Here is a 22,452-nt window from a genome sequence, read left to right as displayed (position 1 = left end):
GCATTGTAAGGAAAATGTAAAAGAACTACCCCCATGAAATATCGGGTGAGCCCTTTTAAGGGCTAAATGATACCCAGTAGGGCAGGCATAAGGAAATAAAAATCCCACAAATTATTGAATTTGTGGGATTTAGCTATTTTATCCTATTAGTTCAGCGGAGAAAGAGGGATTCGAACCCCCGGAACCTCTCAGTTCAACGGTTTTCAAGACCGCCGCAATCGACCACTCTGCCATCTCTCCATGTCTGTAAGACGGGTGCAAAAGTAGTAGGTTTGTTTGAAATATGCAAACATTTTGTTTTATTTCTTCTTGGATTCTTTGTGCTTTGTTTTTCTATGCTTGATTGTCAGAAATATAACAAGTCATATACTAAGGGCGTTTGGCTCAAAATTGTCAAGTTTTGAACCTCCTGCAAATCTGATGAATATTACAATAACCCCCTTTTTGCCATTTTTCTATTTCGTCTGAAATCTTGATCGATTTTGGATTGACTTTTTTTGCGGTTTAAGCACCCCTTTCTGACAATAGGAAGAGCGAGGTGCGCAGTCCGTTTCAAAAATCGTGCAATTTGATTGCCGGAAACCGGAAACACCGGCAAAGTGATAAAGCTTAACTCCCGGAGAATCGAATATTTGAAAATAAAACGGACGGCGTCCCAAATATCCCAAGGAAATTCAGGTGCTTTTTTTCCCTAAAAACGGTCCTCTTTCCAATTACGACCGTTCAAATCGCCATTACGACCGTCCTAATCTTCGCGAGGTGCCGAGTGCACTACATATTAGCACGGTCGTAATGGCAAAGAGGACGGTCATAATTGCTGGGAACGGTCAGAAAAGGCGAAAAAGTCCCTTTTTGAGGCCAAAAAAGCAGATTAACATTTGTTTTGTTTTAGGCATCTTTTAGACTTGAAAAATTCGTTTTATACAATAAGCCCCCCTGCCGCAGGCTCTCTTTTGCCGTTGATTTCAATCAACGGGTTGCTAAGTTCCCGGCTTTGCCGGATTCCTCTGCGGGTTTAAACCCCTTTCAAATATCTACAGGCAATCTCTATTAAAGGGGCTAAAGCCCACAGAGGAAGAGGCTTTGCCTCTAAGCTCTAAAACCGTTCGTTAAAACGAAACGGCAAAAGAGAGCCTGCGGCAGAGGGGTTATTGTAAAAAACGCATTTTTTGAGCTCGAAAGGTCCCCTAATTCAAACAAATGTCAACCCACTTTTCAGCCGTCAAAAAGGCGCTTTTTCCTATGATCCGGCACCTTATCGCCATGAAGAGGGACTTTATCGTTCTGACCCGGAACATTGTTGCTCTGAAGTCGGACTTCATATAGTACGAAGTCAACCTTCAGAGCGATGAAGCGTTACTTCACGGCTATTTTCTGCGCACCTCACGGTAACAAGCCCCTAAAATTTCCTTGGGATATTTGGAACGCAGTCCTCCTTCGTCTGCAAATATTCGATTCTCCGGGAGTTAAGGTTTATCACTTTGCTGTTGTTTCCGGTTTTCAGCAATCAGATTGTATGCTTTTCGATATGGGCTCGGCACCTCATTTTCTCTGTTGTCATCCGAATGGGCTAAAATCGTGAAAAGAGTCAATCCAAAACCGATCAAGATTTCGGACGAAATAGAAAAATAGTCGAAACAGGGGGTTATTGTCTATTTTGTTATTTTCAGGAGGCTTAAAACTAAGAAAAAGTGAACCTGTAAATGATGATTTATCGGTAAGACGCTACGTTTGTATTACCGGACGCAGATTTCGCAGACGACGCAGAGGAACGCAGATCATTTATTGTTTTAAAAGAGAATAAGTCTGCGTTCTTCTGCGTAATCTGCGCCCGTCTGCGTCCGGTAAATACGAGCAAACGCACCGATAAATCATTATTTATTGTTTCAAATATGGCAAACAATGAGTCTGCCGAAGGATTGCCGGGAATTGATAAATCGTGCCCCTTTTCTGTAATCTCTATCTCTTTTGTGTATCGTTAATTGAATTAGTTCAATTTTATATTTAAACCGAACCAGTATTTTTGCACCGTATTTCTTATATTTGCTGAATATATAATAGTAAGGGGTTGGAATAGTTCAGAATAGGAACCGAATAAAAAGAGATAGAGATGAAAAGATTTGTCGTATTAGTCGCATTGCTGGTCTCGTCGGGCTATGCGAATGCGCAGCAGGCGCTGACGTTGGAGCAATGCCGTCACTTGGCGATCCAAAACAATAAAGAGTTGAAGATTTCGGGCGAAAAGATCAAAATGGCAGGTGACGAGAAGAACGCCGCTTTTACCAAATATTTCCCGCAACTTTCCGCTACAGGTGCGTATCTGTGGAACCAGAAGGATATTAACCTGCTGGATATGGGAGCGTTGAGTACGTCCATAGGTAGCGCGCTCGGGCCGATTGCCCAATTGCCGGTGTTCGGCCAACTGATGGAAGGGGTGGGGGATATGCAACACCTTGATATCCAGAATATCTGGGTGGGAAGCGTTTCGCTTGTGCAGCCTGTCTTTATGGGTGGTAAGATCATCAATTACAATCAGATCACCAAGTATGCCAAACAACTGGCCGAGTCGATGAACGACCAGCAGTTGCAGGATGTCATTTATAAGACCGATGAAACCTATTGGCAGGTGATCTCCCTGGTCAATAAAAAGAAGTTAGCCGATGCTTATGTGGACTTGCTCCGTAAGACCGACCACGATATTACCGCTATGATAACCGAAGGTGTTGCCACCGAGGCTGACGGCCTGTCGGTCAAAGTCAAACTGAACGAGGCGGAGATGGCGCAGACAAAAGTCAACAACGGCTTGGCTCTTTCCCGTATGTTGCTGGCGCAGATATGTGGATTGCCGCTCGAAGATCCGCTTGCCTTAGCTGATGAGGATATCGAGGATTTCCCGACTGAACCGGTCCTGACGGCTGCCGATGTAAACGAAGCGTTCCTGAACCGTAACGAGTTGAAAAGCCTTGACTTGGCTACAAAGATATATAAACGTAAGGAGCGGATCGTGTTGGCGGATATGTTGCCCAACGTCGCTTTCATGGCGAACTACCTGGTTACCAATCCCAATGCGATGAATGGCTTTAAGAATGAATTTGCCGGGATGTTCAATGTCGGCGTGATGGTGAAAGTGCCGCTTTCCGGCTGGTGGGAGGGAAGCTATAAACGCAATTCCGCCCGTGCCGAGACGCGTATCAAGTCGTTGGAATTGCAGGATGCCCGCGAAAAGATCGAATTGCAGGTCAATCAATCCGTTTATAAGGTGAACGAAGCAAGCAAGAAGCTGATTGCCTCTTCCCGCAATATGGAGAATGCCGAAGAGAACCTCCGCCATGCCAACCTGGGTTTCGAAGAGGGGGTGATTCCCGCCCTGAACCTGATGGAGGCGCAGACGGCGTGGGTTTCGGCCCGTTCCAGCCTGATCGACGCACAGATAGAAGTCAAACTGACCGAAGTTTACCTGACCAAGGCAATGGGTAAGCTTTCCGTAAACGAACAAGAATAATAACGATAAAAACAAAATAGAGATGGACGAGAATAAGAAGTTTTCGATCAATAACATGCTGCTGGCATTTATCGCGTTTTTAGGTGTGGTAGGATTAGTAGCTTTAACGGGTTTCTTTCTGTTGACGCCGCCGGACGATATCATTATGGGACAGGCGGAAGCAACCGAGGTGCGTATTTCCGGCAAAGTGCCCGGCCGTATCGAAGCCTACCGTTTCGGTGAGGGCGACAGGGTAAAGGCGGGCGACACGCTCGTATTCCTCGATACACCCGAGGTGTTGGCCAAACTACAGCAGGCGGAAGCTGCGCGCCGGGCCGCCGAAGCCCAGAACGCAAAGGCTATCAAAGGAGCGCGTGCGCAGGAAATAGCCGGCGCTTATGAAATGTGGCAGAAGGCTAAGGCAGGTTTGGAGATTGCCCATAAATCATATACGCGTGTGCAGAACCTTTTCGAGAAAGGCGTGATGTCCGCGCAGAAGCGCGATGAGGCGGAAGCCAACTATAAGGCGATGGCAGCTACGGAAAAAGCCGCCAAGTCGCAATATGATATGGCGATGGATGGTGCCCGGGTGGAAGATAAGGCGGCTGCATCCGCACTTGTCCAGCAGGCCGGCGGGGCTGTTGCCGAAGTGGAATCTTATCTGAAAGAGGCGGTTTTGCTTTCTCCGATCGACGGCGAGGTGTCCGAACGTTTTCCCGAAGTGGGCGAACTGGTGGGGACGGGTGCGCCGATTATGAATATCACCGACCTGAACGATATGTGGGTGACATTCAGTATCCGTGAAGACCTCCTGAAAGACATTAAAATCGGTTCCGAACTGAATGCTTTCATCCCGGCGTTGGATAGTCGCCCAGTCAAGCTGAAAGTCTATTATATGAAAGATATGGGGACGTATGCCGCTTGGAAAGCGACCAAGACAAACGGACAGTTCGATTACAAGACGTTCGAGGTGCGCGCCCGTCCGCAGGAAAAGGTTGCTGACTTGCGTCCCGGAATGTCTGTTATCATGAAGAAAAAAGGAAATGAATAATGGGTAAACAGTGTTTGCATAGCATCTGGATGATAGCCCGGCGGGAGATACAGCGGATCGGGAAGAAACCGGTCTACTTCTTCTGTATGTTGGTGGCTCCGACTATCTGTGTCGTGTTTTTCCTGTCGCTGATGAAAGACGGGTTGCCGACCGATATGCCGATTGCTGTTGTGGACATGGACGGTTCATCCAATTCGCGTAACCTGTCACGCCAACTGGATGCCTTCGAGCAGACGGAGGTGGTGCTGGCGACAGTCTCTTTCGAGGAAGCCCGCCAGGCGATGCAGGAAGGGAAGGTCTACGGTATTTTCTATATTCCGAAAGATTTCGGGGTGGATGCGGTGGCCGGACGCCAGCCGAAGTTGTCGTTTTATACGAATGGCACGTACCTGATCGGCGCTTCCCTTTTGTTCCGGGATATGAAGACGATGTCCGTGCTGGCCGGTGCTTCGGTCGGTTTGCAGACAGGATTGGCGCATGGCTATACCGAAGACCAGATTATGGCGCAGCTTCAGCCGATTGTGATCGATACGCATGCGCTTGGGAATCCGTGGCTGAACTATTCGGTTTACCTGAATAACACGTTGTTGCCGGGTGTCTTGCAGTTGATGATTTTTCTGGTGACGGTACTCAGTATCGGTTCCGAGATCAAATATTCTACGGCACGCCAGTGGTTGCAGATGGGGAATAATTCGCTTACGGTCAGTTTGATCGGAAAGGTATTGCCTTATACGGTGGTCTTTACGGTTGTGGCGTTCCTGTATGGTGCGGCTTTGTATGGCTTCAACTCATTCCCGCTGAGTAGCGGCTGGCTGCCGATGTTGTCGGCGCTATTCCTGTTGGTGATTGCTTCGCAGGCTGTCGGGATCTTTATGATCGGGGTGTTGCCGACTTTCCGTATGGGGTTGAGCTTTGCCAGTCTGTTCGGGATGCTCGCTTTTTCGATTGTGGGTTTCTCGTTCCCGGTGTTAGGGATGGACCCGACCTTGCAGGCTTTAAGCAATATGTTCCCGCTTCGCCATTATTTCCTGATCTATGTGGACCAGGCTTTGAACGGAAGGGCTTTCTTTTACAGTTGGACCGAATATGCCTGGCTGTTGGGATTCCTTATCCTGCCTTTCCTGATCGGAAAACAGTTGAAGAAAGCACTGTTGTACTTTAAATATATTCCGTAAAACAGAAAGTGATGAAAAAAGAACATCGTTTACGATATATAATCAAGCAGGGAATTCTGGATACCTTTTATATCTGGAAAGATGAACTGAAGAATGTGTTCCGGGACGAAGGGGTGCTGATCTTCTTCTTCCTGGTGCCGTTTGCCTATCCATTGCTGTATTCTTTCATCTACAACAACGAGGTGGTACACGAGGCCAAGATGGTGGTTGTGGACCAGTCCGACTCGTATCTGAGCCGCGAGTTTACCCGCCGGGTGAATGCAACGCCGGATGTGGAGGTGATTGCCGTCTGTACGGATATGGAAGAGGCAAAGCAGATGCTGGATGAAAAGAAGGCATACGGGATTCTCTATTTCCCGACGGAGTTCAGTAAAGATTTGCATAGGGGCAAGCAGACGACCGTCCCTTTGTATTGTGATATGAGCAGCCTGCTGTTCTATAAGGCTTTCTTGTTGTCGGCAACAGAAGTGTCGCTGGATCTGGGAAAAGAGCTCCGGCGACATAATTCGCCGGGCGCATCGGATAAGCAGGAGCAGATCACGGTCGATCCCGTGCCTTATGAGTCTGTGACGATCTTCAATTCGCAGAATGGCTTTGCCAGTTTCCTGGTTCCGGCTATCCTGATCTTAGTGATTCAGCAAACGCTGGTCTTAGGTATCGGTATGTTGGGAGGGACGGCTCGCGAGAAGAACAGTCTCCATAACCTTGTACCGGTCAGCCCTCATTTTAACGGGACGTTGCGGGTTGTGTTCGGCAAGTCTTTGACGTATATATTGATTTATGTGGTGGTCTGTATCTGGGTAGTGGCGGTTGTACCGAAGCTGTTCTCTTTGCCACAGGTGGGAGATCCTGTGACGATTTTGCTGTTTCTTCTGCCGTATCTGTTTGCCTGCATCTTTTTTGCGATGACTTTATCCGGCTTTATGACTAACCGTGAAGCCCCCATGTTGCTGTTTGTCTTTACCTCGGTGATCCTGTTGTTCATCTCCGGCGTTTCCTGGCCGAAAGAGGCGATTCCTCCTTTCTGGCAGGTGGTCGGATATGCTTTCCCTTCTACACCTGGGATTCAGGGATTTATCCGTATCAATACCAGTGGGGCGACTTTGAACGAAGTGGTGCATGAATACCACACGTTATGGATACAGGCAGGTGTCTATTTCGTCTTAGCATGTATTATTTACCGGTTCCAGATCCGGCGCAGAAAGAAATTTGAGGATTTTAACGTTATTATGTAAGGAAACATCAAATATAGTTTTATTTTTGTAGAAATTCTCAAGTAAACTTAATTTTTTAGTACTATGCAAAACAGACGTGACTTTTTAAAGCAAGCATCATTATTGCTCGCGGGGGGTGTGGTGATGCCTCAGTTGTTATCTTCTTGTGCCGGTAAAGCTGCCGCTGCCGACTCGTCCAAGTATATTGGGCTTCAGTTGTATTCTTTAAGAGACCTTGTAAAAGAAGAAGGAATTCAGAAAGTGTTGGAAACCGCTTCCAAGATGGGGTATAAGAACCTTGAAACTGCCGGCTACGATAATGGTAAGGTCTATGGTATGGCTCCTGCCGAATTTAAGAAAATGGTGAACGACCTGGGTATGAAATGTACGAGCGCCCACTTGGGACAGGAGTTCACGAAAGAAAAAGAAGCTGAGGTGATGAGTTGGTGGGACCAGGCTATTGCTGCTCACAACGAATTAGGCGTTAAATATATGGTTCAGCCCTGGATGCCGGTTAATGACAAGACCACGCTGGATGACCTGAAGATGTATTGCGACTATTTCAATACGGTCGGTTATAAGGCTGCTGCTGCAAGTATCGCCTTTGGTTATCATAACCATGATTTCGAATTCCGCAAGATAGAAGATCAGTTGATTTATGACTTCTTGTTGGATAACGTAAGCCCGAACCATGTATTCTTCGAAATGGATGTGTATTGGGTGCAAGAAGGTGGTGGAGATCCCGTTGCCTACCTGAAGAACCGTCCGAGCCAATTCAAGGCGATCCATATCAAAGATGAGAAGGAAATCGGCGCCAGCGGTAAGATGGATTTCAAACCTATCTTCGACCAGATGTATGCAAATAACATCAAAGACTGGTATGTTGAAGTCGAACAGTACACGCAGAACGATCCCGTTGCCAGCTGTCAGCAGAGTTATGATTACCTGAACAACGCAGATTACGTGAAGTAGTAGAGACGCACGGCTGTGCTTCTCTCTTATGTTATGAAATTTTTAGGCACGGACGAAAAAAAGTAATCCGTGCCTAATTTTATTATGTCAGTTGCTTCTGACCGCATTCATGATATTTTTCCAATCTTCCGCTAAGGCGGTCATACTCGGATAGAGCAGGTCGGCGCCGGCTTCCAGCAATACCCGGTCGTCGAGTGGTCCGGTGTTGACTGCTATCGTGAAAATTCCGGCTGCAACGCCTGCCTGCACACCCATCGGGGCATTCTCTACGACGAAAGCTTCATTGGCTTGCACGCCTGCTTTCTTCAATCCCATCAGGTAGGGTTCGGGATGGGGTTTGCCGTATTTTACGTCGAAGGCCGTTACCATCTTATCACGTTGGAAGCATCCTGGATAGGTATGTTCCAGTTTATTTATCAGGCTGTGTTGTCCGGAACCGGTGACGACGAGCGTTTGCAGGTTGGACGCTTTGACTGCCTGTAAGACCTCTGCGGCTCCCTGCATCGCCTTTCCGTCATTATATTTATTGAATAAGGTAGCCTTCTCTTCGTAAATGGATTTCTTTTCCTCGTCGGTCGCATCCCGGTGGAAGGTCTTTTGATACAGTTCGTTGATGGTACTTTCGCCTGTCCGTCCTTCATACAGATAGAAAATTTCCGGTGTGGATATCAACTGATGGCTGGTAGCCGTTTCGTACCAGGAACGGGCGTGGAAACGCATGGAGTCGTATAGAACGCCGTCCATATCGAATAGCACGGCTTTAGGAGAAAGTGCAGTTTGTTTCTGCTTTTGCAGATATCGGGTGATCGCTTCTTGAATCATATCTTTTTTTACGCTTAAAAAAACTTCCGCAAAGTTACTAAAATCCTGTAGATTTTTTTATCTTTGGTTCAACGTATCCCGGCGTCCGGGCCATAATAATTACCAATAAAATCAGAAGAGTATGAAAAAGGGTTTATTGTTGTTAGCAGCGCTGCTGTGTACCCTGAGCTATCAGGCGAAAGCCCAGCGTTGGACAGATTTGCAGCATGAGGTATCGTTGAGTTATGGTGGTCTGCCGGTAGTGGATTTGCTGGACCATTATGAAAACTACTTTAATCCGCCTGCATCGGCTGATGCGGACTTGTTTGACGATAAAGGTAAGTTTGGAGCCTTGAATATCAGCTATCTTTTTTATCCGGATGAAAATCTGGGTTTCGGGGTTGTTTATTCTTATACAAACAGTGATAAGCGGATTATCCGCAATGATAAGTTGGTCGGGGATTTCTATAACTCTTTCCATTCTGTTTGCCCCTCCATCAAGTATAACTGGTATAACTATAATTTTATAACGCTTTATTCCCGTATAAATGCGGGTATCGCTATTGCGACCACGAAGTCTTCCTTTATCAATAAGGAGTCGCAGCCGGAGGAAAAAACAGCGACAAAAGCCTTCTTTATGTACCAGGTGTCTCCGATAGGAATAGAAGTCGGCAAACAGATCGCCGGCTTTGTCGAGGTCGGTTTCGGCCATATGGGTACGGCAATGGCGGGATTGCGTTACCGGATGTGAATCGATATAGTAAGGTTAATACCGGCCTATTATAGGCCTTGAAACAAAAAGGAGAAGTCTACTGTGATGTGACCTCTCCTTTTTAATTATAGATAGAAACATATGTCTGATTACAATCGGGCGCGGATCGCTTCGCTTTCCTTTTCGTATCCCGGTTTGTTCAGCAGGGCGAACATGTTTTTCTTGTATGCTTCAACACCCGGCTGGTCGAACGGATTTACACCTAACATATAACCGCTGATGCCGCAAGCTCTTTCGAAGAAATAGAACAACTGGCCGATGTAGTAAGCGCTTACTTCCGGCATTGTGATCTTGAGGTTGGGAACACCGCCGTCTACGTGAGCCAGCTGGGTACCTAATTCTGCCATCTTGTTTACTTCGTCTACACGTTTGCCGGCAAGGAAGTTCAGACCGTCCAAGTTTGCTTCGTCTGTCGGAACAAGTACTTTATGGGTCGGTTCTTCTACAGAAATGACCGTTTCGAAGATGGTACGTTCGCCATCCTGAATCCACTGGCCCATAGAGTGCAGGTCGGTTGTCAGGTCTACGGAAGCCGGGAAAATACCTTTGCCGTTCTTACCTTCGCTTTCGCCGTACAACTGTTTCCACCATTCAGCGATGTAGTGGAGTTTCGGGTGGAAGTTAGCGAGGATTTCAACTTTCTTACCGCTCTTATATAATTCGTTACGCGTTGCAGCATAGATTTCAGCCATGTTGTCGGCAAAAGGTACGCTTACGTCTGTCGCTTTTTCCATTGAAACAGCTCCTGCAACCAGATCGCGGATATTGATACCTGCAACTGCGATAGGCAACAAACCAACCGGAGTCAGTACGGAGAAACGGCCGCCAACGTTGTCAGGGATAATGAATGTCTTATAACCTTCCTGATCTGCCAATGTACGGAGCGCACCTCTCTTGGCATCTGTGATGGCAACGATGCGGTGTTTGGCCTCTTCTTTGCCGACTGCATCTTCCAACTGTTTCTTCAACATACGGAAAGCTAAGGCCGGTTCGGTAGTCGTTCCGGATTTGGAAATATTGATCAGACCGAACTGTTTGCCTTTCAGAATTTCGCAAAGTTCATACAGGTAGTCTTCGCCGATATTGTGTCCGGCATATACCAGAACCGGGTTCTTCCGGTCTGTATGCAACCAGTCGAAGCTATTGTTCAGGGCTTCTACCACTGCTTTTGTTCCCAGATAGCTACCGCCGATACCGATGGCAACAACAACTTCACATTTAGAGCGAAGTACGTTAGCCGTATTTTCGATGTCTGTAAGTTCAGCATCTGTAATAGAAGAGGGGAGATGCAACCAACCTAAAAAGTCGTTACCTGCTCCATTACCATTTTGTAAAGTGGCATTACATTCGTTAGCCTTTGCAGCCTGAGCATACACCTGTTCTTTTGTAACAGTACCCAGTGCCTTGTCAATGTTAAGACTGATGTTCTTCATATTTACATTATTATTTAAATGTTTCGGTCAACTGCCGTATCGCGGTAGTCGGCGATTTCTTTTCGTATAAAATACTGTATAGAGTATCTAAGATCGGCATGTTTACCTTATATTTCTCGTTTATCTCGCGGATACATTTGGTCCCGTAATAGCCTTCTGCGATCATTTCCATTTCAAGCTGGGCTATTTTGACGGAATAACCTTTCCCGATCATGGTGCCGAATGTACGGTTCCGGCTGAATCGGGAATAAGCGGTCACCAACAAATCGCCGAGATATACGGAGTCGGTCACATCCCGTTCCAAACCATGTACGGCATTGAGGAAGTTTCGCATCTCTTCAATCGCGTTGCAGATGAAAACCGCCAGGAAGTTATCTCCGTATTTCATACCGTGGCAGATACCGGCAACGATAGCATATACGTTTTTCAAAACGGAAGCATATTCAATACCTGTAACATCCTTGCAACAGGAGTTGTTCAGATACTGGTTTTTGAATACGGGGGCGATTGCTTTTGCATTCTCGATATTCGGGCAAGCCAGTGTAATGTAGGACAACCGTTCGAGTGCAATCTCTTCGGCGTGGCATGGTCCACCGATAACGGCGATATTATCAATCGGTACATCGTAATACTCGGCAAAGTAGTCGGCTACAAGCATATTCTCGTCCGGTACGATTCCCTTGATGGCTGAGATGATGAATTTATCCTTCATCGAAGTGGTCACCTTCATCAAATGCTGTTTCAGGAATGGGGACGGGGTGGCGAAAATTAATGTATTCGACTCTTTTATGACCTCGTTTATATCTGTGTAGAATTTGATTTTGTCAGTATCGAATTTAATAGCAGAGAGATAGCTGGGGTTATGCCCCAACAGCATAAACTCTTCCACCTGGTCTGGTCGACGCATATACCAGTTAATACTATCTTGTGTAGAAAGTACAATCTTGGCCAAGGCGGTAGCCCAGCTACCACCACCCATTATTGCAATTTTTCCGGGCAACTTCATAGTATTATCTATTATTTGACAACTTTGGCAATCCATGCCTCAACTTCTTCGGCAGTGGGGTTTTGCAATTCCAACTTGTATTTCTTATTCATTTCGCAGAGCTCCTGTCTCAGCTTGTTGGGATTTACATCAGCCAGCATGTCGACTGTTATATATCCGGCTTTCTGCAGGGCGGGAACCCAAGCTTCGTTGATGCCTAAAGCTACATACTTATCGGCTGCATCTTTCTTGGCTGTCTTTTCCGGACGCATCTGCGGGAAGAGCAATACTTCCTGGATGGTTGTCTGGCCTGTCATCAACATTACCAAGCGGTCGATACCGATACCGATACCGGACGTAGGAGGCATACCGAATTGCAGGGCACGCAGGAAATCCTGGTCGATAAACATCGCTTCGTCATCTCCTTTTTCACTCAAGCGCAATTGTTCTTTGAAACGTTCTTCCTGGTCGATCGGGTCGTTCAGCTCGCTATAGGCGTTGGCCAATTCTTTACCGTTGACCATCAGCTCGAATCGTTCGGTCAGTCCCGGTTTGCTCCGGTGCATCTTTGTAAGCGGGCTCATTTCGACAGGGTAGTCGATGATGAAGGTCGGCTGGATGAATGTGCCTTCGCAGAATTCACCGAATATTTCATCGATCAGCTTGCCTTTGCCCATTGTATCGTCGATTTCCAGTTTCAATTCTTTGCAGATCGAACGGATTTCATCTTCGTTTTTGCCGTTCAGGTCGTAACCTGTTTTTTCTTTGATGGCATCCAATATCGGTAAGCGGCGGTAGGGTGCTTTAAAGCTGATAGTCTTACCATCAACTGTGCTTTCGCTCGTGCCGTTGACTGCGATACAGATCCGTTCCAGCAATTGTTCGGTGAAACTCATCATCCAGTTATAATCCTTATATTGGACATAAAGTTCCATACATGTAAATTCCGGATTGTGCGTCCGGTCCATGCCCTCGTTACGGAAATTCTTGCCGATTTCGTAGACGCCTTCGAACCCTCCGACGATCAATCTTTTCAGATAGAGCTCGGTAGCGATACGCAAATAGAGGCCGATATCCAGTGAATTATGGTGTGTGATGAACGGACGGGCGCTTGCTCCTCCGGGGATCGACTGCAAAATAGGAGTTTCTACTTCCGTATATCCGGCTTCATCCAGCGCAGTACGCATCGTTTTGATGACTTTTGCGCGTTTCATGAAAATATCCTTTACGCCATCGTTTACTACCAGGTCGACATAACGCTGGCGATAGCGCAATTCTGCATCGTTAAATCCGTCGTATGCTACGCCGTCTTTGTATTTAACGACCGGCAGCGGTTTGAGTGATTTGGATAATACGGTCAGTTCCTGTGCATGAACGGAAATTTCGCCCATCTGTGTACGGAATACGAAACCTTTGATCCCGACGAAGTCACCGATATCCAGCAATTTCTTGAAAACGACGTTGTACAAGTCTTTGTTTTCTTCCGGACAGATATCATCGCGAGAGATATAAACCTGTATTCTGCCTTCGGAATCCTGCAGCTCCATAAAGGAAGCCTTACCCATAATACGGCGGCTCATGATACGGCCTGCAATGCTGACAGGACGAGGCTCCGCGTCGTCTTTAAAATTCTCTTTTATTTCTTTGGAAAATGCGTTTGTTACGTACTCAGCGGCGGGATAAGGCTCTATCCCCATCTGGCGCAACTGCTCCATGCTGTTACGTCTTATGATTTCCTGTTCACTCAGTTCTAATAGATTCATTATGCTATTATTTTGTATAATACGGCGCAAAAGTACAAAACTTTTCTTACTTATCCCCTAAAAACGGGTGCGACTTTACGCTTTATGTTCTTAAAAGGTATTGTTTTGTAATCAGAAAGGCAGGTTTCGTATGGCTTCGGGCAGGAAGAAACGAACGTCTTTCCCTGCTTCATATGCCTGGCGGATGAAAGAGGAGGATATTTCGATTAAAGGGGCGTCTACTAATTTAATATGAGGATATTGTGCCGGTATTTCGACATCGAAACCTTTACGGGGATAGATGAAGATAGGATAATTGGAAACGATGGATTCATATTCCACCCACCTGGTAATGTATTTCCAGTTGTCGGCTCCCATGATAAAATAAAATTCCCTGTCCGGATAATTTTTTTCTAATGCCCGGAGGGTATGGATGGTGTAAGTGGGTTGCGGAAGTGAAAATTCGAAGTCGCTCGCCTGGAATTTGGGATAACCGGCAATGGATTTTTTCACCAGTTCGTAGCGAAGCCGGTCGTCCATCAACTCCCCTTTTGCCTTTAACGGATTATGTGGAGTGATCAGGAACCACAATTCATCCAATTCCGTAAATTCACACAGCCAGTTGGCTAATGCCAGATGGCCGATGTGAACCGGATTGAATGAACCGGAATAGATTCCGGTTTTGCGTTTCCCGGTTGCGTCCTGTATCAGTTCCGTTTCCACTTGAAAATATTAATAGCTTGTATACCAAATACCAGTCCGGTACCGGTTGCGATTATATATTCCTTATAATAAAGGGCGAACGCACAGGTGACAAGTGCCAGGATTGCTATTACTATAAAGGTGTACAGCCACTTTTTGGATAAACTTTTATTGCTCATGCCTTTTCCAGAAATTCTTTTATCACCTTCAATGCTTCGTCCTGTGCTTTTTCCAGTTTGTCATTAACCACGATTACATCGAATTTGACTGCAAAGCTGAGTTCGTATTCGGCTTTTGCGATGCGGCTTTCGATCACTTCCGGGGTATCCGTCCCACGACCTTCGAGACGTTTCCGCAAGTCTGCGATGCAAGGAGGTTGGATGAAAACCGACAATGCGCGGTCGCCGTAGAATTTCTTGATGTTACACCCGCCAACCACGTCGACGTCGAATATCACGTTATCGCCGTTATTGAGTCTTCTTTCGACTTCGCTTTTCAGCGTGCCGTAATATTTATCGGTATAGACTTCTTCGTATTCCAGGAAATCCCCGGCTGCGATACGGCTGCGAAATTCGTCCGGAGTAAGGAAATAATATTCCACTCCGTCTTTTTCCGTTCCGCGCGGGGCCCGGCTTGTTGCCGAGATGGAGAAATGCAGGTTCAGGTTCTGCTTCAGCAGGAAATTAATGATAGTTGATTTGCCCGAACCAGACGGTGCGGAGAATATGATCAATTTGCCGGCCATATGTTTGTTTTATAATACATTTAATACTTGTTCCTTGATCTGTTCCAGTTCGTCTTTCATCTGAACGACGATCTTTTGCATTTCAGCATGGTTGCTTTTCGAACCGAGCGTATTGATTTCACGTCCTATTTCCTGGGCGATGAAACCAAGCTTTTTGCCTTGTCCGTGTCCGCTTTCCATTGTGCTGATATAGTATTTCAGGTGGTTGTCCAGGCGGTTCTTTTCTTCGTTTACATCTAATTTTTCGATGTAATAGATCATTTCCTGTTCGAAACGGTTCTTGTCGTAGTCCTGTCCGGCAATCTTTTCGAGGTTGTCCATGATGCGGGTCTTTACCTTTTCAATCCGTTCCTTTTCATAGAGTTCTACTTCCGAAAGCAGACGTGCGATGTTGGCAATTTTCTGTTCAAACAGCTTTTGCAACATGGCGCCTTCCTGGATGCGGAAATCGCAAAGATGCTTGATTGCCTCTTTGATCGCACCCTCTACGATTGTCCATTCTTCCTCGTTTACTTCCTGCGCCTCTGTCTTGATTACGTCCGGCATACGAAGTAATGTCTGGAACCAGTCTGAAGGAAGCGCGATATTCAGTTTGTCGGAAATATCTTTGATCTGATTGTAATAGTTTTCCACCGCAGGCAGGTTGATTTGGGTGGGGATGTCTTTTCCGATATATTCGATGAATATATTGAATTCGACTTTTCCACGTTCCAACGACTGGAGTAACAAACTGCGTATCTGCATTTCCTTATCTTTGAAAATAGAAGGAATACGCGTTGACAAATCCAGCTGTTTACTGTTCAGAGCCTTTATTTCTACGGTTACTTTTTTTGAAGGAAGTTCGGCTGTAACCTTACCGAATCCTGTCATTGATTGTATCATTATTCTGAGAATTAGATTGCAAAGATAGTTAATCAATTGACAATTGGCAATTGACAACTGACAATTATTGGGGAAGAACAAAGAAAAGCTGGTTATCCGTCAACTGTGAGTCTATTTATTTTATACTTTTGCATCCGTAATCAATATTGACATTGGCATATTAATTGTCAATTGTCAATTATCAATTGTCAATTAATTATGTCCTGCATTTTAAATATAGAAACATCAACTTCCGTCTGTTCAGTCGCTTTGTCTGCGAATGGGGAAGTCCTTTTTGAGAAGGCCTCTTTCGAAGGCCCTTCACATGCCGCTTTGTTAGGCGTATTTGTAGAAGAAGCCCTTTCCGTGTTGAAAGAAGGAGGAGGGAAGCTGGATGCGGTTGCGGTTAGTAGTGGTCCGGGTTCTTATACCGGGTTGCGTATCGGTGTATCCGTTGCCAAAGGCTTGTGTTTCGGCTTCGGTATTCCTTTGATCGGTATCCATACATTAGATATCATGGCAGCTACTGCCATCAAACAAAATAGAACTGCGACCGATTGCCTTTATTGTGCGATGTTGGATGCCCGCCGGATGGAAGTGTATGCAGCTATCTATGATGCATCATTAAAGCTTGTCCGCGAAACGACTGCCGACATAGTGGAGGCAGAAACATATGCTTCCTATCTGGAAAAAGGAAAAGTATGCTTCTTCGGTAACGGGGCAGAGAAATGTAAACCGGTCATTACTTCTCCGAATGCTCTGTTTATGGAAGATATCCATCCATGGGCTGTTAATATGATCCCCTTGGTGGAGGAGGCTTTTGCCGCTGGCAAGTTTGAGGATACCGCCTACTTCGAACCGTTCTACCTGAAGGAATTCCAGGCGACGGTTGCGAAGAATAAGGTGCTGGGGAATTAAGAAAAGAATAGTAGAAAGCTAAACTAAACAAGTAAACGTCTTGTTCTATTTCCAAATTAAATAGGAAAAGAATACATATGAGACGGAAGAATGTAAATGTACTGTTGATCCTTGGAGTTATGATAGCGATTGTCTTGTTGATGATTTGGCTATTTTTAGGAACGACATTGGAACAGGAGGCCAATCCGGAAACGGACCCACTGACAATAGAACAAAATATCTGATAAGGCCCGGATATAAAAAAGCCTCCGTATCGACGATGCGGAGGCTTTTTATGTAGAATAAAATCGATTATCCGAGGAATCCCAGCAAGATACCGGCTGCAACAGCAGAACCGATTACACCGGCCACATTCGGACCCATAGCGTGCATCAACAGATAGTTGGTCGGATCATATTCCAAACCTACATTCTGAGAAATACGGGCCGAGTCAGGTACGGCGGATACACCGGAGTTACCGATAAGCGGGTTGATCTTGTTGCCTTCTTTCAGGAACAGGTTGAAGAACTTCACGAACAGGATACCTGCACAAGTCGCAATCACGAATGACAGGGCACCCAGACCGAAGATCTTGATAGAGTTCCATGTCAGGAACTGAGTTGCCTGAGTGGAAGCACCAACTGTTACACCCAACAGGATTGTGATCGTATCGATCAGCGGACCGCGGGCTGTTTCAGCCAAACGACGTGTCACACCACTTTCTTTCAACAGGTTTCCGAAAAACAGCATACCCAACAGAGGCAGACCGGAAGGAACCAGGAAGCAAGTCAGCAACAAACCTACGATCGGGAAAACGATCTTTTCCGTAGAAGAAACTGCTCTCGGCGGTTTCATGCGGATCAAACGTTCTTTCTGGGTAGTCAGCAAACGCATGAACGGTGGCTGGATGATCGGTACCAACGCCATATATGAATAAGCGGATACCGCAATCGCACCCATCAGGTTCGGTGCCAGTTTGGAAGAAAGGAAGATAGCCGTAGGACCGTCAGCACCACCGATAATACCGATAGCACCAGCCTGGTTCGGTTCGAATCCCATCTGAAGAGCAATGATATAAGCACCGAAGATACCGAACTGGGCAGCTGCACCGATCAACATCAGCTTTGGATTGGAAATCAAAGCGGAAAAGTCGGTCATAGCCCCGATACCGAGGAAAATCAACGGCGGATACCATCCGGAGGTTACACCCTGGTAGAGGATGTTGAGCACAGAGCCTTGCTCGTAAATACCTACTTGCAATCCGGCATCTTTGAAAGGAATGTTACCGATCAGAATACCGAATCCGATAGGGATAAGGAGCATAGGTTCAAATTCATATTTAATAGCCAGGAAGATGAACAACAGACCGATAAGGATCATTGCAAGATGACCCGGTGTCGCGTTGTAAACCCCTGTATAAGTGAGGAACAACTGCAGGTTTTCTCCCAGAAACTGGAGGAAACTTTCCTGTGCTGCGCCTGCTGCTTGTAATAATACTGATCCTAACATAATATTATCCTATTACGACGAGGTCAGCACCTTCCAGTACGGAATCCCCTTTGTTTACTTTTACTTCAATGATCTTACCGTCACGATCGGCATTGATGTTGTTTTCCATCTTCATGGCTTCGAGGACGAGCAGATTCTGGCCTCTCTTCACAGCATCGCCGACTTTACAGTTAACCTGCAGGATTACACCTGGCAGCGGAGATTTAACCGCACCTTTGGTAGTAGAAGCTGCCGGACGGGATACGACCGGTTCGCCGCTTGCTGTCGTTGGAGCCTGGGCCGGACGTTTCAGTGTGACCATCTGTTTTTTTGCCGGTTTCTCCATCTTAACCTGATAGGGAGTACCGTTTACTTCCACTTCAGCAATGTCGTCTACCACTGAATTGATATGTACTTTATATACGTTACCGTTAATAGTATATTTGAAACTTTTCATTCTTGTTTATTTTTAAAGATAATTACTTTTTGGGTACTTCACGCAGACCGTAAATCTTAGAGCTCCAAGGGGAGTAAGTTCTTTGTACCTTGCGGATCGTAAGAACCGTATTTTCGATGTCGTGGTTGTCGTCGCTCATTTCATACAGAGCAGCACCGATAGCCGCGAAGATTTCTCCTGATTCCTGTCCTGCATTAGCTGCAACAGTTGTTGAACCTGCTGCTTTCTGTGCGTTGCGTTTGCTGGCCGCAATAGAGAATTTACCGATTTGTTTAAAGATAAAGAACAACAGGAAGAGCCCGGTAAACACAACAGCCATAGCTGTCAGTGTCATACCGATACCCCAAGCATCGTTTGCCTTGAAGTTGTCGATCTTTTCGTTTGAGTCCAGCGTCTTATTGTTCGTACTGGGGGTCACTTTCGTCAACTGTGCCCATTCTTCCTGTCCGTCAATAATACGGCCGTAACTGATATCCGCTTTTTGTGAAGCAGGGATAACGATCTCGTCAATCAGTGTTTTCCCGTCGGCATCGTAAAGTGCCACATAATTTTCTTTAGACGGGTCAAGAGTGAAGTTAACATGGAATGTACCGCGATTAGGCTCTCCGTCCGCCCAGAATAACGTATGCTGGCGCGGAGGAATAATAGTCAGCACGTCACCCTTTGGAATCGGATACTTCTTCGGATTGTTTTTGTCATTTGTCAAAAAGCATCCCGCAATGTTTACCGAACCGGCCGAATTATTGAATAATTCGATCCAGGCATGACGCTTGTCGTATTCATCAACGAAGTTGTCTTCGTTGACGACCAACACTTCATTTATTCGCATGGAGGTTGCACGCTGTGCTTTTGCCCCGAATGAAACGAGCAAAGCAAACAACAGCAAGACCCCTATTTTCTTATTCATCATATTCATTTCCTGTTTTAAGAATTATAGAGGCAGATTGTCATGTTTCTTAGCAGGATTGCTTAACTTTTTAGTCTGCAACTGTTGTAAAGCGCGAATAATACGGAAACGAGTGTTACGCGGTTCGATAACATCGTCGATATAACCATATTGAGCGGCATTGTACGGGTTGGCAAATGCTTTTTTGTATTCAGCTTCTTTTTCTGCAGCGCAAGCTTTCGGGTCTTCTGCGGCAGCCACTTCTTTTGCAAAGATAACTTCTACTGCACCGCTCGGGCCCATAACTGCGATTTCGGCTGTCGGCCAAGCATAGTTCATATCGCCGCGCAGGTGTTTGGAACTCATCACACAGTAAGCACCACCGTAAGATTTACGCAGTGTAACAGTTACCTTAGGCACTGTAGCTTCGCCGTAAGCGTAAAGCAATTTGGCGCCATGCAGGATCACACCGTTGTATTCCTGGCCTGTACCCGGCAAGAATCCCGGTACGTCTACCAATGTTACCAACGGAATGTTGAATGCGTCGCAGAAGCGGACGAAACGGCCTGCCTTACGGGAAGCGTTGCTATCCAGACATCCTGCCATAACTTTCGGCTGGTTGGCTACGATACCGACTGTCTGACCGTTGAAACGTGCGAAACCTACGATGATGTTTTTAGCGTAGTCTGCATGTACTTCCAGGAATTCGCCGTTGTCGATGATCGTACCGATCACTTCGTACATATCGTAAGCCTGGTTAGGGTTATCAGGGATGATGTCGTTCAGGTTGTCATCCAGACGGTCGATCGGATCTTTACATTCGATCAGCGGAGTTTCTTCCAGGTTGTTCTGCGGCAGGAAGCTGATCAATTTGCGGATTAACTGCAAACCGTCTTCTTCTGTGTCTACAGCGAAGTGAGCCACACCGGATTTTGTCGTGTGTACGCTTGCACCACCCAATTGTTCCTGGGTTACGTCTTCACCTGTAACAGTCTTTACTACTTTCGGACCTGTCAGGAACATATAGCTTGTTCCGCGAGTCATGATGTTGAAGTCAGTCAGGGCAGGAGAGTAAACTGCACCGCCGGCACACGGACCGAAGATTCCGGAAATCTGAGGAATAACACCAGAAGCCAGGATGTTACGCTGGAAAATTTCGGCATAGCCGGCCAAAGCGTTTACACCTTCCTGGATACGTGCGCCACCAGAATCGTTCAAGCCGATAACGGGAGCACCCATTTTCATGGCCTGGTCCATTACTTTACAGATCTTCATGGCCAAAGCCTCAGACAAAGCACCGCCGAATACGGTGAAGTCCTGTGCATAAATATATACCAGGCGTCCGTCGATCGTACCGTAACCTGTTACGATACCGTCGCCCAGATACTTGGTTTTTTCAATACCGAAGTTTGTACAACGGTGTTGTACGAACATATCGAATTCTTCAAAACTTCCTTCATCCAGCAACATGGCAATACGTTCGCGTGCCGTGTATTTTCCTTTTTTGTGCTGAGATTCAATTCTTTTCTCTCCACCACCTAAACGAGCTGTTTCGCGAAGGGCGATAAGCTCCTTTACTTTTTCAAGTTGGTTACTCATTGTATTTTTGATTTGTTGTTAGAAATGAACTACTTTTTTTTACTTTCCCGGCATGCAAAGCTCTGTTAAAACACTGCATGTAGATTTCGGATGAAGGAAAGCAATGCTTAAGCCTTCTGCACCTCCGCGGGGAGCTTTGTCGATCAGCTTAACGCCTTTTGATTCAGCTTCGTCCAGAGCAGCCTGTACATCGGGCACTGCAAATGCGATATGGTGGATGCCTTCACCTTTCTTTTCAATGAATTTAGCGATTGTGCTGTCTTCACTGGTCGGTTCCAGTAATTCGATTTTAGTCTGACCAACTTTGAAGAATGCGGTTTTAACTTTTTGGTCGACTACTTCTTCGATGTTGTAGCATTTCAAACCCAATACTTCTTCGTAATACGGTAGGCAAGCTTCAATACTCTTCACTGCGATACCCAGATGTTCGATATGTGTAAGTTCCATGTCAATAATAATTTAGTAATTTAATATTGTTTTTTGTTCTATGCGGGCAAAGGTACACTCTTTTTGTGAATAGAGAAATAATTCATTAATATTTATCAGCATGATTTGAATATGTTTAAAAGCCTTTATCGGGGTCAGAAACGGAACTTGAAATATAAAAGAACCATAAATGTTGTGCGTTCTTGATAAATCATTACCTTTACCGCACCATCCGGTATTGGATGGCAACCTGACTAAATACCTATAATAACTATGGAGGCAGAGAACTGTCATACAGATTTTGAGTGTTGGATTTATTTATTAAAGCATATGGAAACGTTGGACAGAATGCCTTTTGAAGCAAAGAAAGCTGTTTTCAAGAAACTGCTCGAAGTGGCGGATGTTGAAAACATGACTCCTGACGAACGCGAATGCTATGAAGAGTCGCTGAAAGCATACCGCGATTACGTCAACACGATTGCCACGGCTGAACGTATTAGCCGCGAAAAAGGTCTTGCCGAGGGGGAAGCTAAAGGAGAAGTCAAAGGTAAGCGTCAGATGGCAGCCTATTTGAAGAAAGAGGGGCTTTCCACCGAAATGATAGCCCGTTCTTCCGGTCTGTCGGTAGAAGAAATAGAGAAGCTTTGAAGTGTCAAAGCTGAATAAGATACCGTCATGAAAGCGGTCGTTTGCACAAGCAGACGGTCGCTTTTTTTATTTTGTATAACCTTCCACTCCGGGAATTGATGGAATCCAAATTTAGAG

Annotated in this window: 21 protein-coding genes and 1 tRNA gene; 9 read left to right on the top strand and 13 right to left on the bottom strand. The window is 45.9% G+C overall.

Features of this window, described 5'->3' with window-relative positions; genetic code table 11:
• Window positions 1–155: 155 nt before the first annotated feature.
• Window positions 156–240: transfer RNA gene (locus tag DWW90_RS19655), tRNA-Ser, on the bottom strand.
• Window positions 241–2,110: 1,870 nt separating this feature from the next.
• Here DWW90_RS19655 and DWW90_RS19650 point away from each other — a divergent pair.
• The 5 genes from DWW90_RS19650 to DWW90_RS19630 all read left to right on the top strand — a co-directional run bounded on the left by DWW90_RS19650 (window position 2,111) and on the right by DWW90_RS19630 (window position 7,893).
• A complete protein-coding gene (locus DWW90_RS19650) occupies window positions 2,111–3,502 on the top strand; it encodes a TolC family protein (protein ID WP_122346190.1) in 1,392 nt (463 codons plus the stop codon).
• 22 nt (window positions 3,503–3,524) lie between these two features.
• The gene (locus DWW90_RS19645; protein WP_122346189.1) at window positions 3,525–4,532 is read left to right on the top strand and encodes an HlyD family secretion protein; all 1,008 of its coding nucleotides are present in this window, start codon (window positions 3,525–3,527) and stop codon (window positions 4,530–4,532) included.
• Window positions 4,529–5,707 (top strand): ABC transporter permease, encoded by a 1,179-nt coding sequence (locus DWW90_RS19640; RefSeq protein ID WP_199662225.1) that lies wholly within the window; start codon window positions 4,529–4,531, stop codon window positions 5,705–5,707. Before DWW90_RS19645 ends, DWW90_RS19640 begins: the two co-directional genes overlap by 4 nt.
• Window positions 5,708–5,718: 11 nt before the next feature.
• Window positions 5,719–6,942, top strand: coding sequence for an ABC transporter permease (locus DWW90_RS19635; RefSeq protein ID WP_122346187.1), 1,224 nt, complete (start codon window positions 5,719–5,721; stop codon window positions 6,940–6,942).
• Between the two features lie 63 nt (window positions 6,943–7,005).
• Window positions 7,006–7,893, top strand: coding sequence for a sugar phosphate isomerase/epimerase (locus tag DWW90_RS19630; RefSeq protein ID WP_115500200.1), 888 nt, complete (start codon window positions 7,006–7,008; stop codon window positions 7,891–7,893).
• An 87-nt stretch (window positions 7,894–7,980) separates the two neighbouring features.
• On the opposite strand, the gene DWW90_RS19625 is transcribed toward DWW90_RS19630, so the two are convergent.
• Window positions 7,981–8,715, bottom strand: a complete 735-nt coding sequence (locus DWW90_RS19625) for an HAD-IA family hydrolase (protein ID WP_122346186.1) — start codon at window positions 8,713–8,715, stop codon at window positions 7,981–7,983.
• A 121-nt stretch (window positions 8,716–8,836) separates the two neighbouring features.
• Between DWW90_RS19625 and DWW90_RS19620 the strand changes: the two genes are divergently transcribed.
• Entirely contained in the window at window positions 8,837–9,445 is a 609-nt protein-coding gene (locus DWW90_RS19620) for a hypothetical protein (RefSeq protein WP_122346185.1), read from the top strand.
• A 110-nt stretch (window positions 9,446–9,555) separates the two neighbouring features.
• Here DWW90_RS19620 and DWW90_RS19615 read toward each other — a convergent pair whose 3' ends face one another.
• The 6 genes from DWW90_RS19615 to DWW90_RS19590 all read right to left on the bottom strand — a co-directional run bounded on the left by DWW90_RS19615 (window position 9,556) and on the right by DWW90_RS19590 (window position 15,955).
• Window positions 9,556–10,899, bottom strand: a complete 1,344-nt coding sequence (locus DWW90_RS19615; RefSeq protein ID WP_122332534.1) for a glucose-6-phosphate isomerase — start codon at window positions 10,897–10,899, stop codon at window positions 9,556–9,558.
• Window positions 10,900–10,909: 10 nt separating this feature from the next.
• Window positions 10,910–11,905, bottom strand: coding sequence for an NAD(P)H-dependent glycerol-3-phosphate dehydrogenase (locus DWW90_RS19610; protein ID WP_115500193.1), 996 nt, complete (start codon window positions 11,903–11,905; stop codon window positions 10,910–10,912).
• An 11-nt stretch (window positions 11,906–11,916) separates the two neighbouring features.
• Window positions 11,917–13,647, bottom strand: a complete 1,731-nt coding sequence (gene lysS, locus DWW90_RS19605; protein WP_122346184.1) for a lysine--tRNA ligase — start codon at window positions 13,645–13,647, stop codon at window positions 11,917–11,919.
• A 111-nt stretch (window positions 13,648–13,758) separates the two neighbouring features.
• On the bottom strand, window positions 13,759–14,349 hold the full coding sequence (nadD, locus tag DWW90_RS19600) for a nicotinate (nicotinamide) nucleotide adenylyltransferase (RefSeq protein ID WP_122332532.1): 591 nt from the start codon (window positions 14,347–14,349) through the stop codon (window positions 13,759–13,761).
• A 154-nt stretch (window positions 14,350–14,503) separates the two neighbouring features.
• Complete coding sequence (gmk, locus tag DWW90_RS19595; RefSeq protein ID WP_122346183.1) at window positions 14,504–15,073, bottom strand: guanylate kinase; 570 nt, start codon at window positions 15,071–15,073, stop codon at window positions 14,504–14,506.
• Window positions 15,074–15,082: 9 nt separating this feature from the next.
• Entirely contained in the window at window positions 15,083–15,955 is an 873-nt protein-coding gene (locus tag DWW90_RS19590; protein ID WP_199662224.1) for a YicC/YloC family endoribonuclease, read from the bottom strand.
• Window positions 15,956–16,153: 198 nt separating this feature from the next.
• Between DWW90_RS19590 and tsaB the strand changes: the two genes are divergently transcribed.
• Both tsaB and DWW90_RS20690 read left to right on the top strand, forming a co-directional pair.
• The gene (tsaB, locus tag DWW90_RS19585; RefSeq protein WP_122346181.1) at window positions 16,154–16,852 is read left to right on the top strand and encodes a tRNA (adenosine(37)-N6)-threonylcarbamoyltransferase complex dimerization subunit type 1 TsaB; all 699 of its coding nucleotides are present in this window, start codon (window positions 16,154–16,156) and stop codon (window positions 16,850–16,852) included.
• Between the two features lie 77 nt (window positions 16,853–16,929).
• The gene (locus DWW90_RS20690; RefSeq protein ID WP_199662223.1) at window positions 16,930–17,076 is read left to right on the top strand and encodes a hypothetical protein; all 147 of its coding nucleotides are present in this window, start codon (window positions 16,930–16,932) and stop codon (window positions 17,074–17,076) included.
• A 67-nt stretch (window positions 17,077–17,143) separates the two neighbouring features.
• On the opposite strand, the gene DWW90_RS19580 is transcribed toward DWW90_RS20690, so the two are convergent.
• From DWW90_RS19580 to mce, 5 genes are read right to left on the bottom strand one after another with little or no spacing between them, the layout of a single operon-like run.
• On the bottom strand, window positions 17,144–18,340 hold the full coding sequence (locus tag DWW90_RS19580; protein ID WP_115500174.1) for a sodium ion-translocating decarboxylase subunit beta: 1,197 nt from the start codon (window positions 18,338–18,340) through the stop codon (window positions 17,144–17,146).
• Between the two features lie 4 nt (window positions 18,341–18,344).
• Window positions 18,345–18,776 carry a biotin/lipoyl-containing protein gene (locus DWW90_RS19575; protein WP_115500173.1) on the bottom strand — a complete coding sequence of 144 codons (432 nt, stop codon included), beginning with the start codon at window positions 18,774–18,776 and terminating at the stop codon, window positions 18,345–18,347.
• Window positions 18,777–18,798: 22 nt separating this feature from the next.
• Window positions 18,799–19,686, bottom strand: a complete 888-nt coding sequence (locus tag DWW90_RS19570; RefSeq protein ID WP_115500207.1) for an OadG family transporter subunit — start codon at window positions 19,684–19,686, stop codon at window positions 18,799–18,801.
• Between the two features lie 21 nt (window positions 19,687–19,707).
• Window positions 19,708–21,261 carry an acyl-CoA carboxylase subunit beta gene (locus tag DWW90_RS19565; RefSeq protein WP_115500172.1) on the bottom strand — a complete coding sequence of 518 codons (1,554 nt, stop codon included), beginning with the start codon at window positions 21,259–21,261 and terminating at the stop codon, window positions 19,708–19,710.
• 39 nt (window positions 21,262–21,300) lie between these two features.
• Complete coding sequence (mce, locus tag DWW90_RS19560; RefSeq protein ID WP_122346180.1) at window positions 21,301–21,708, bottom strand: methylmalonyl-CoA epimerase; 408 nt, start codon at window positions 21,706–21,708, stop codon at window positions 21,301–21,303.
• Window positions 21,709–21,960: 252 nt separating this feature from the next.
• Here mce and DWW90_RS19555 point away from each other — a divergent pair, with 252 nt between their 5' ends.
• Window positions 21,961–22,335, top strand: a complete 375-nt coding sequence (locus tag DWW90_RS19555; RefSeq protein WP_122346179.1) for a PD-(D/E)XK nuclease family transposase — start codon at window positions 21,961–21,963, stop codon at window positions 22,333–22,335.
• Window positions 22,336–22,452: the final 117 nt, after the last annotated feature.

It is taken from the genome of Parabacteroides sp. AF17-28, assembly GCF_003479205.1.
GTDB lineage: Bacteria > Bacteroidota > Bacteroidia > Bacteroidales > Tannerellaceae > Parabacteroides > Parabacteroides acidifaciens.
The sequence above is the reverse complement of the archived record's forward strand: the minus strand, read 5'-3'. Positions and strand labels throughout refer to the sequence as shown.

What these genes read in the sequence shown, in the direction of transcription:
- DWW90_RS19650 (WP_122346190.1), top strand. Translation starts at nt 2,111, where the DNA reads ATGAAAAGATTTGTCGTATTAGTCGCATTGCTGGTCTCGTCGGGCTAT.
- DWW90_RS19645 (WP_122346189.1), top strand. Translation starts at nt 3,525, where the DNA reads ATGGACGAGAATAAGAAGTTTTCGATCAATAACATGCTGCTGGCATTT.
- DWW90_RS19635 (WP_122346187.1), top strand. Translation starts at nt 5,719, where the DNA reads ATGAAAAAAGAACATCGTTTACGATATATAATCAAGCAGGGAATTCTG.
- DWW90_RS19630 (WP_115500200.1), top strand. Translation starts at nt 7,006, where the DNA reads ATGCAAAACAGACGTGACTTTTTAAAGCAAGCATCATTATTGCTCGCG.
- DWW90_RS19625 (WP_122346186.1), bottom strand. Translation starts at nt 8,715, where the DNA reads ATGATTCAAGAAGCGATCACCCGATATCTGCAAAAGCAGAAACAAACT.
- DWW90_RS19620 (WP_122346185.1), top strand. Translation starts at nt 8,837, where the DNA reads ATGAAAAAGGGTTTATTGTTGTTAGCAGCGCTGCTGTGTACCCTGAGC.
- DWW90_RS19615 (WP_122332534.1), bottom strand. Translation starts at nt 10,899, where the DNA reads ATGAAGAACATCAGTCTTAACATTGACAAGGCACTGGGTACTGTTACA.
- DWW90_RS19610 (WP_115500193.1), bottom strand. Translation starts at nt 11,905, where the DNA reads ATGAAGTTGCCCGGAAAAATTGCAATAATGGGTGGTGGTAGCTGGGCT.
- lysS (WP_122346184.1), bottom strand. Translation starts at nt 13,647, where the DNA reads ATGAATCTATTAGAACTGAGTGAACAGGAAATCATAAGACGTAACAGC.
- gmk (WP_122346183.1), bottom strand. Translation starts at nt 15,073, where the DNA reads ATGGCCGGCAAATTGATCATATTCTCCGCACCGTCTGGTTCGGGCAAA.
- DWW90_RS19590 (WP_199662224.1), bottom strand. Translation starts at nt 15,955, where the DNA reads ATGATACAATCAATGACAGGATTCGGTAAGGTTACAGCCGAACTTCCT.
- tsaB (WP_122346181.1), top strand. Translation starts at nt 16,154, where the DNA reads ATGTCCTGCATTTTAAATATAGAAACATCAACTTCCGTCTGTTCAGTC.
- DWW90_RS20690 (WP_199662223.1), top strand. Translation starts at nt 16,930, where the DNA reads ATGAGACGGAAGAATGTAAATGTACTGTTGATCCTTGGAGTTATGATA.
- DWW90_RS19580 (WP_115500174.1), bottom strand. Translation starts at nt 18,340, where the DNA reads ATGTTAGGATCAGTATTATTACAAGCAGCAGGCGCAGCACAGGAAAGT.
- DWW90_RS19575 (WP_115500173.1), bottom strand. Translation starts at nt 18,776, where the DNA reads ATGAAAAGTTTCAAATATACTATTAACGGTAACGTATATAAAGTACAT.
- DWW90_RS19570 (WP_115500207.1), bottom strand. Translation starts at nt 19,686, where the DNA reads ATGATGAATAAGAAAATAGGGGTCTTGCTGTTGTTTGCTTTGCTCGTT.
- DWW90_RS19565 (WP_115500172.1), bottom strand. Translation starts at nt 21,261, where the DNA reads ATGAGTAACCAACTTGAAAAAGTAAAGGAGCTTATCGCCCTTCGCGAA.
- mce (WP_122346180.1), bottom strand. Translation starts at nt 21,708, where the DNA reads ATGGAACTTACACATATCGAACATCTGGGTATCGCAGTGAAGAGTATT.
- DWW90_RS19555 (WP_122346179.1), top strand. Translation starts at nt 21,961, where the DNA reads ATGGAGGCAGAGAACTGTCATACAGATTTTGAGTGTTGGATTTATTTA.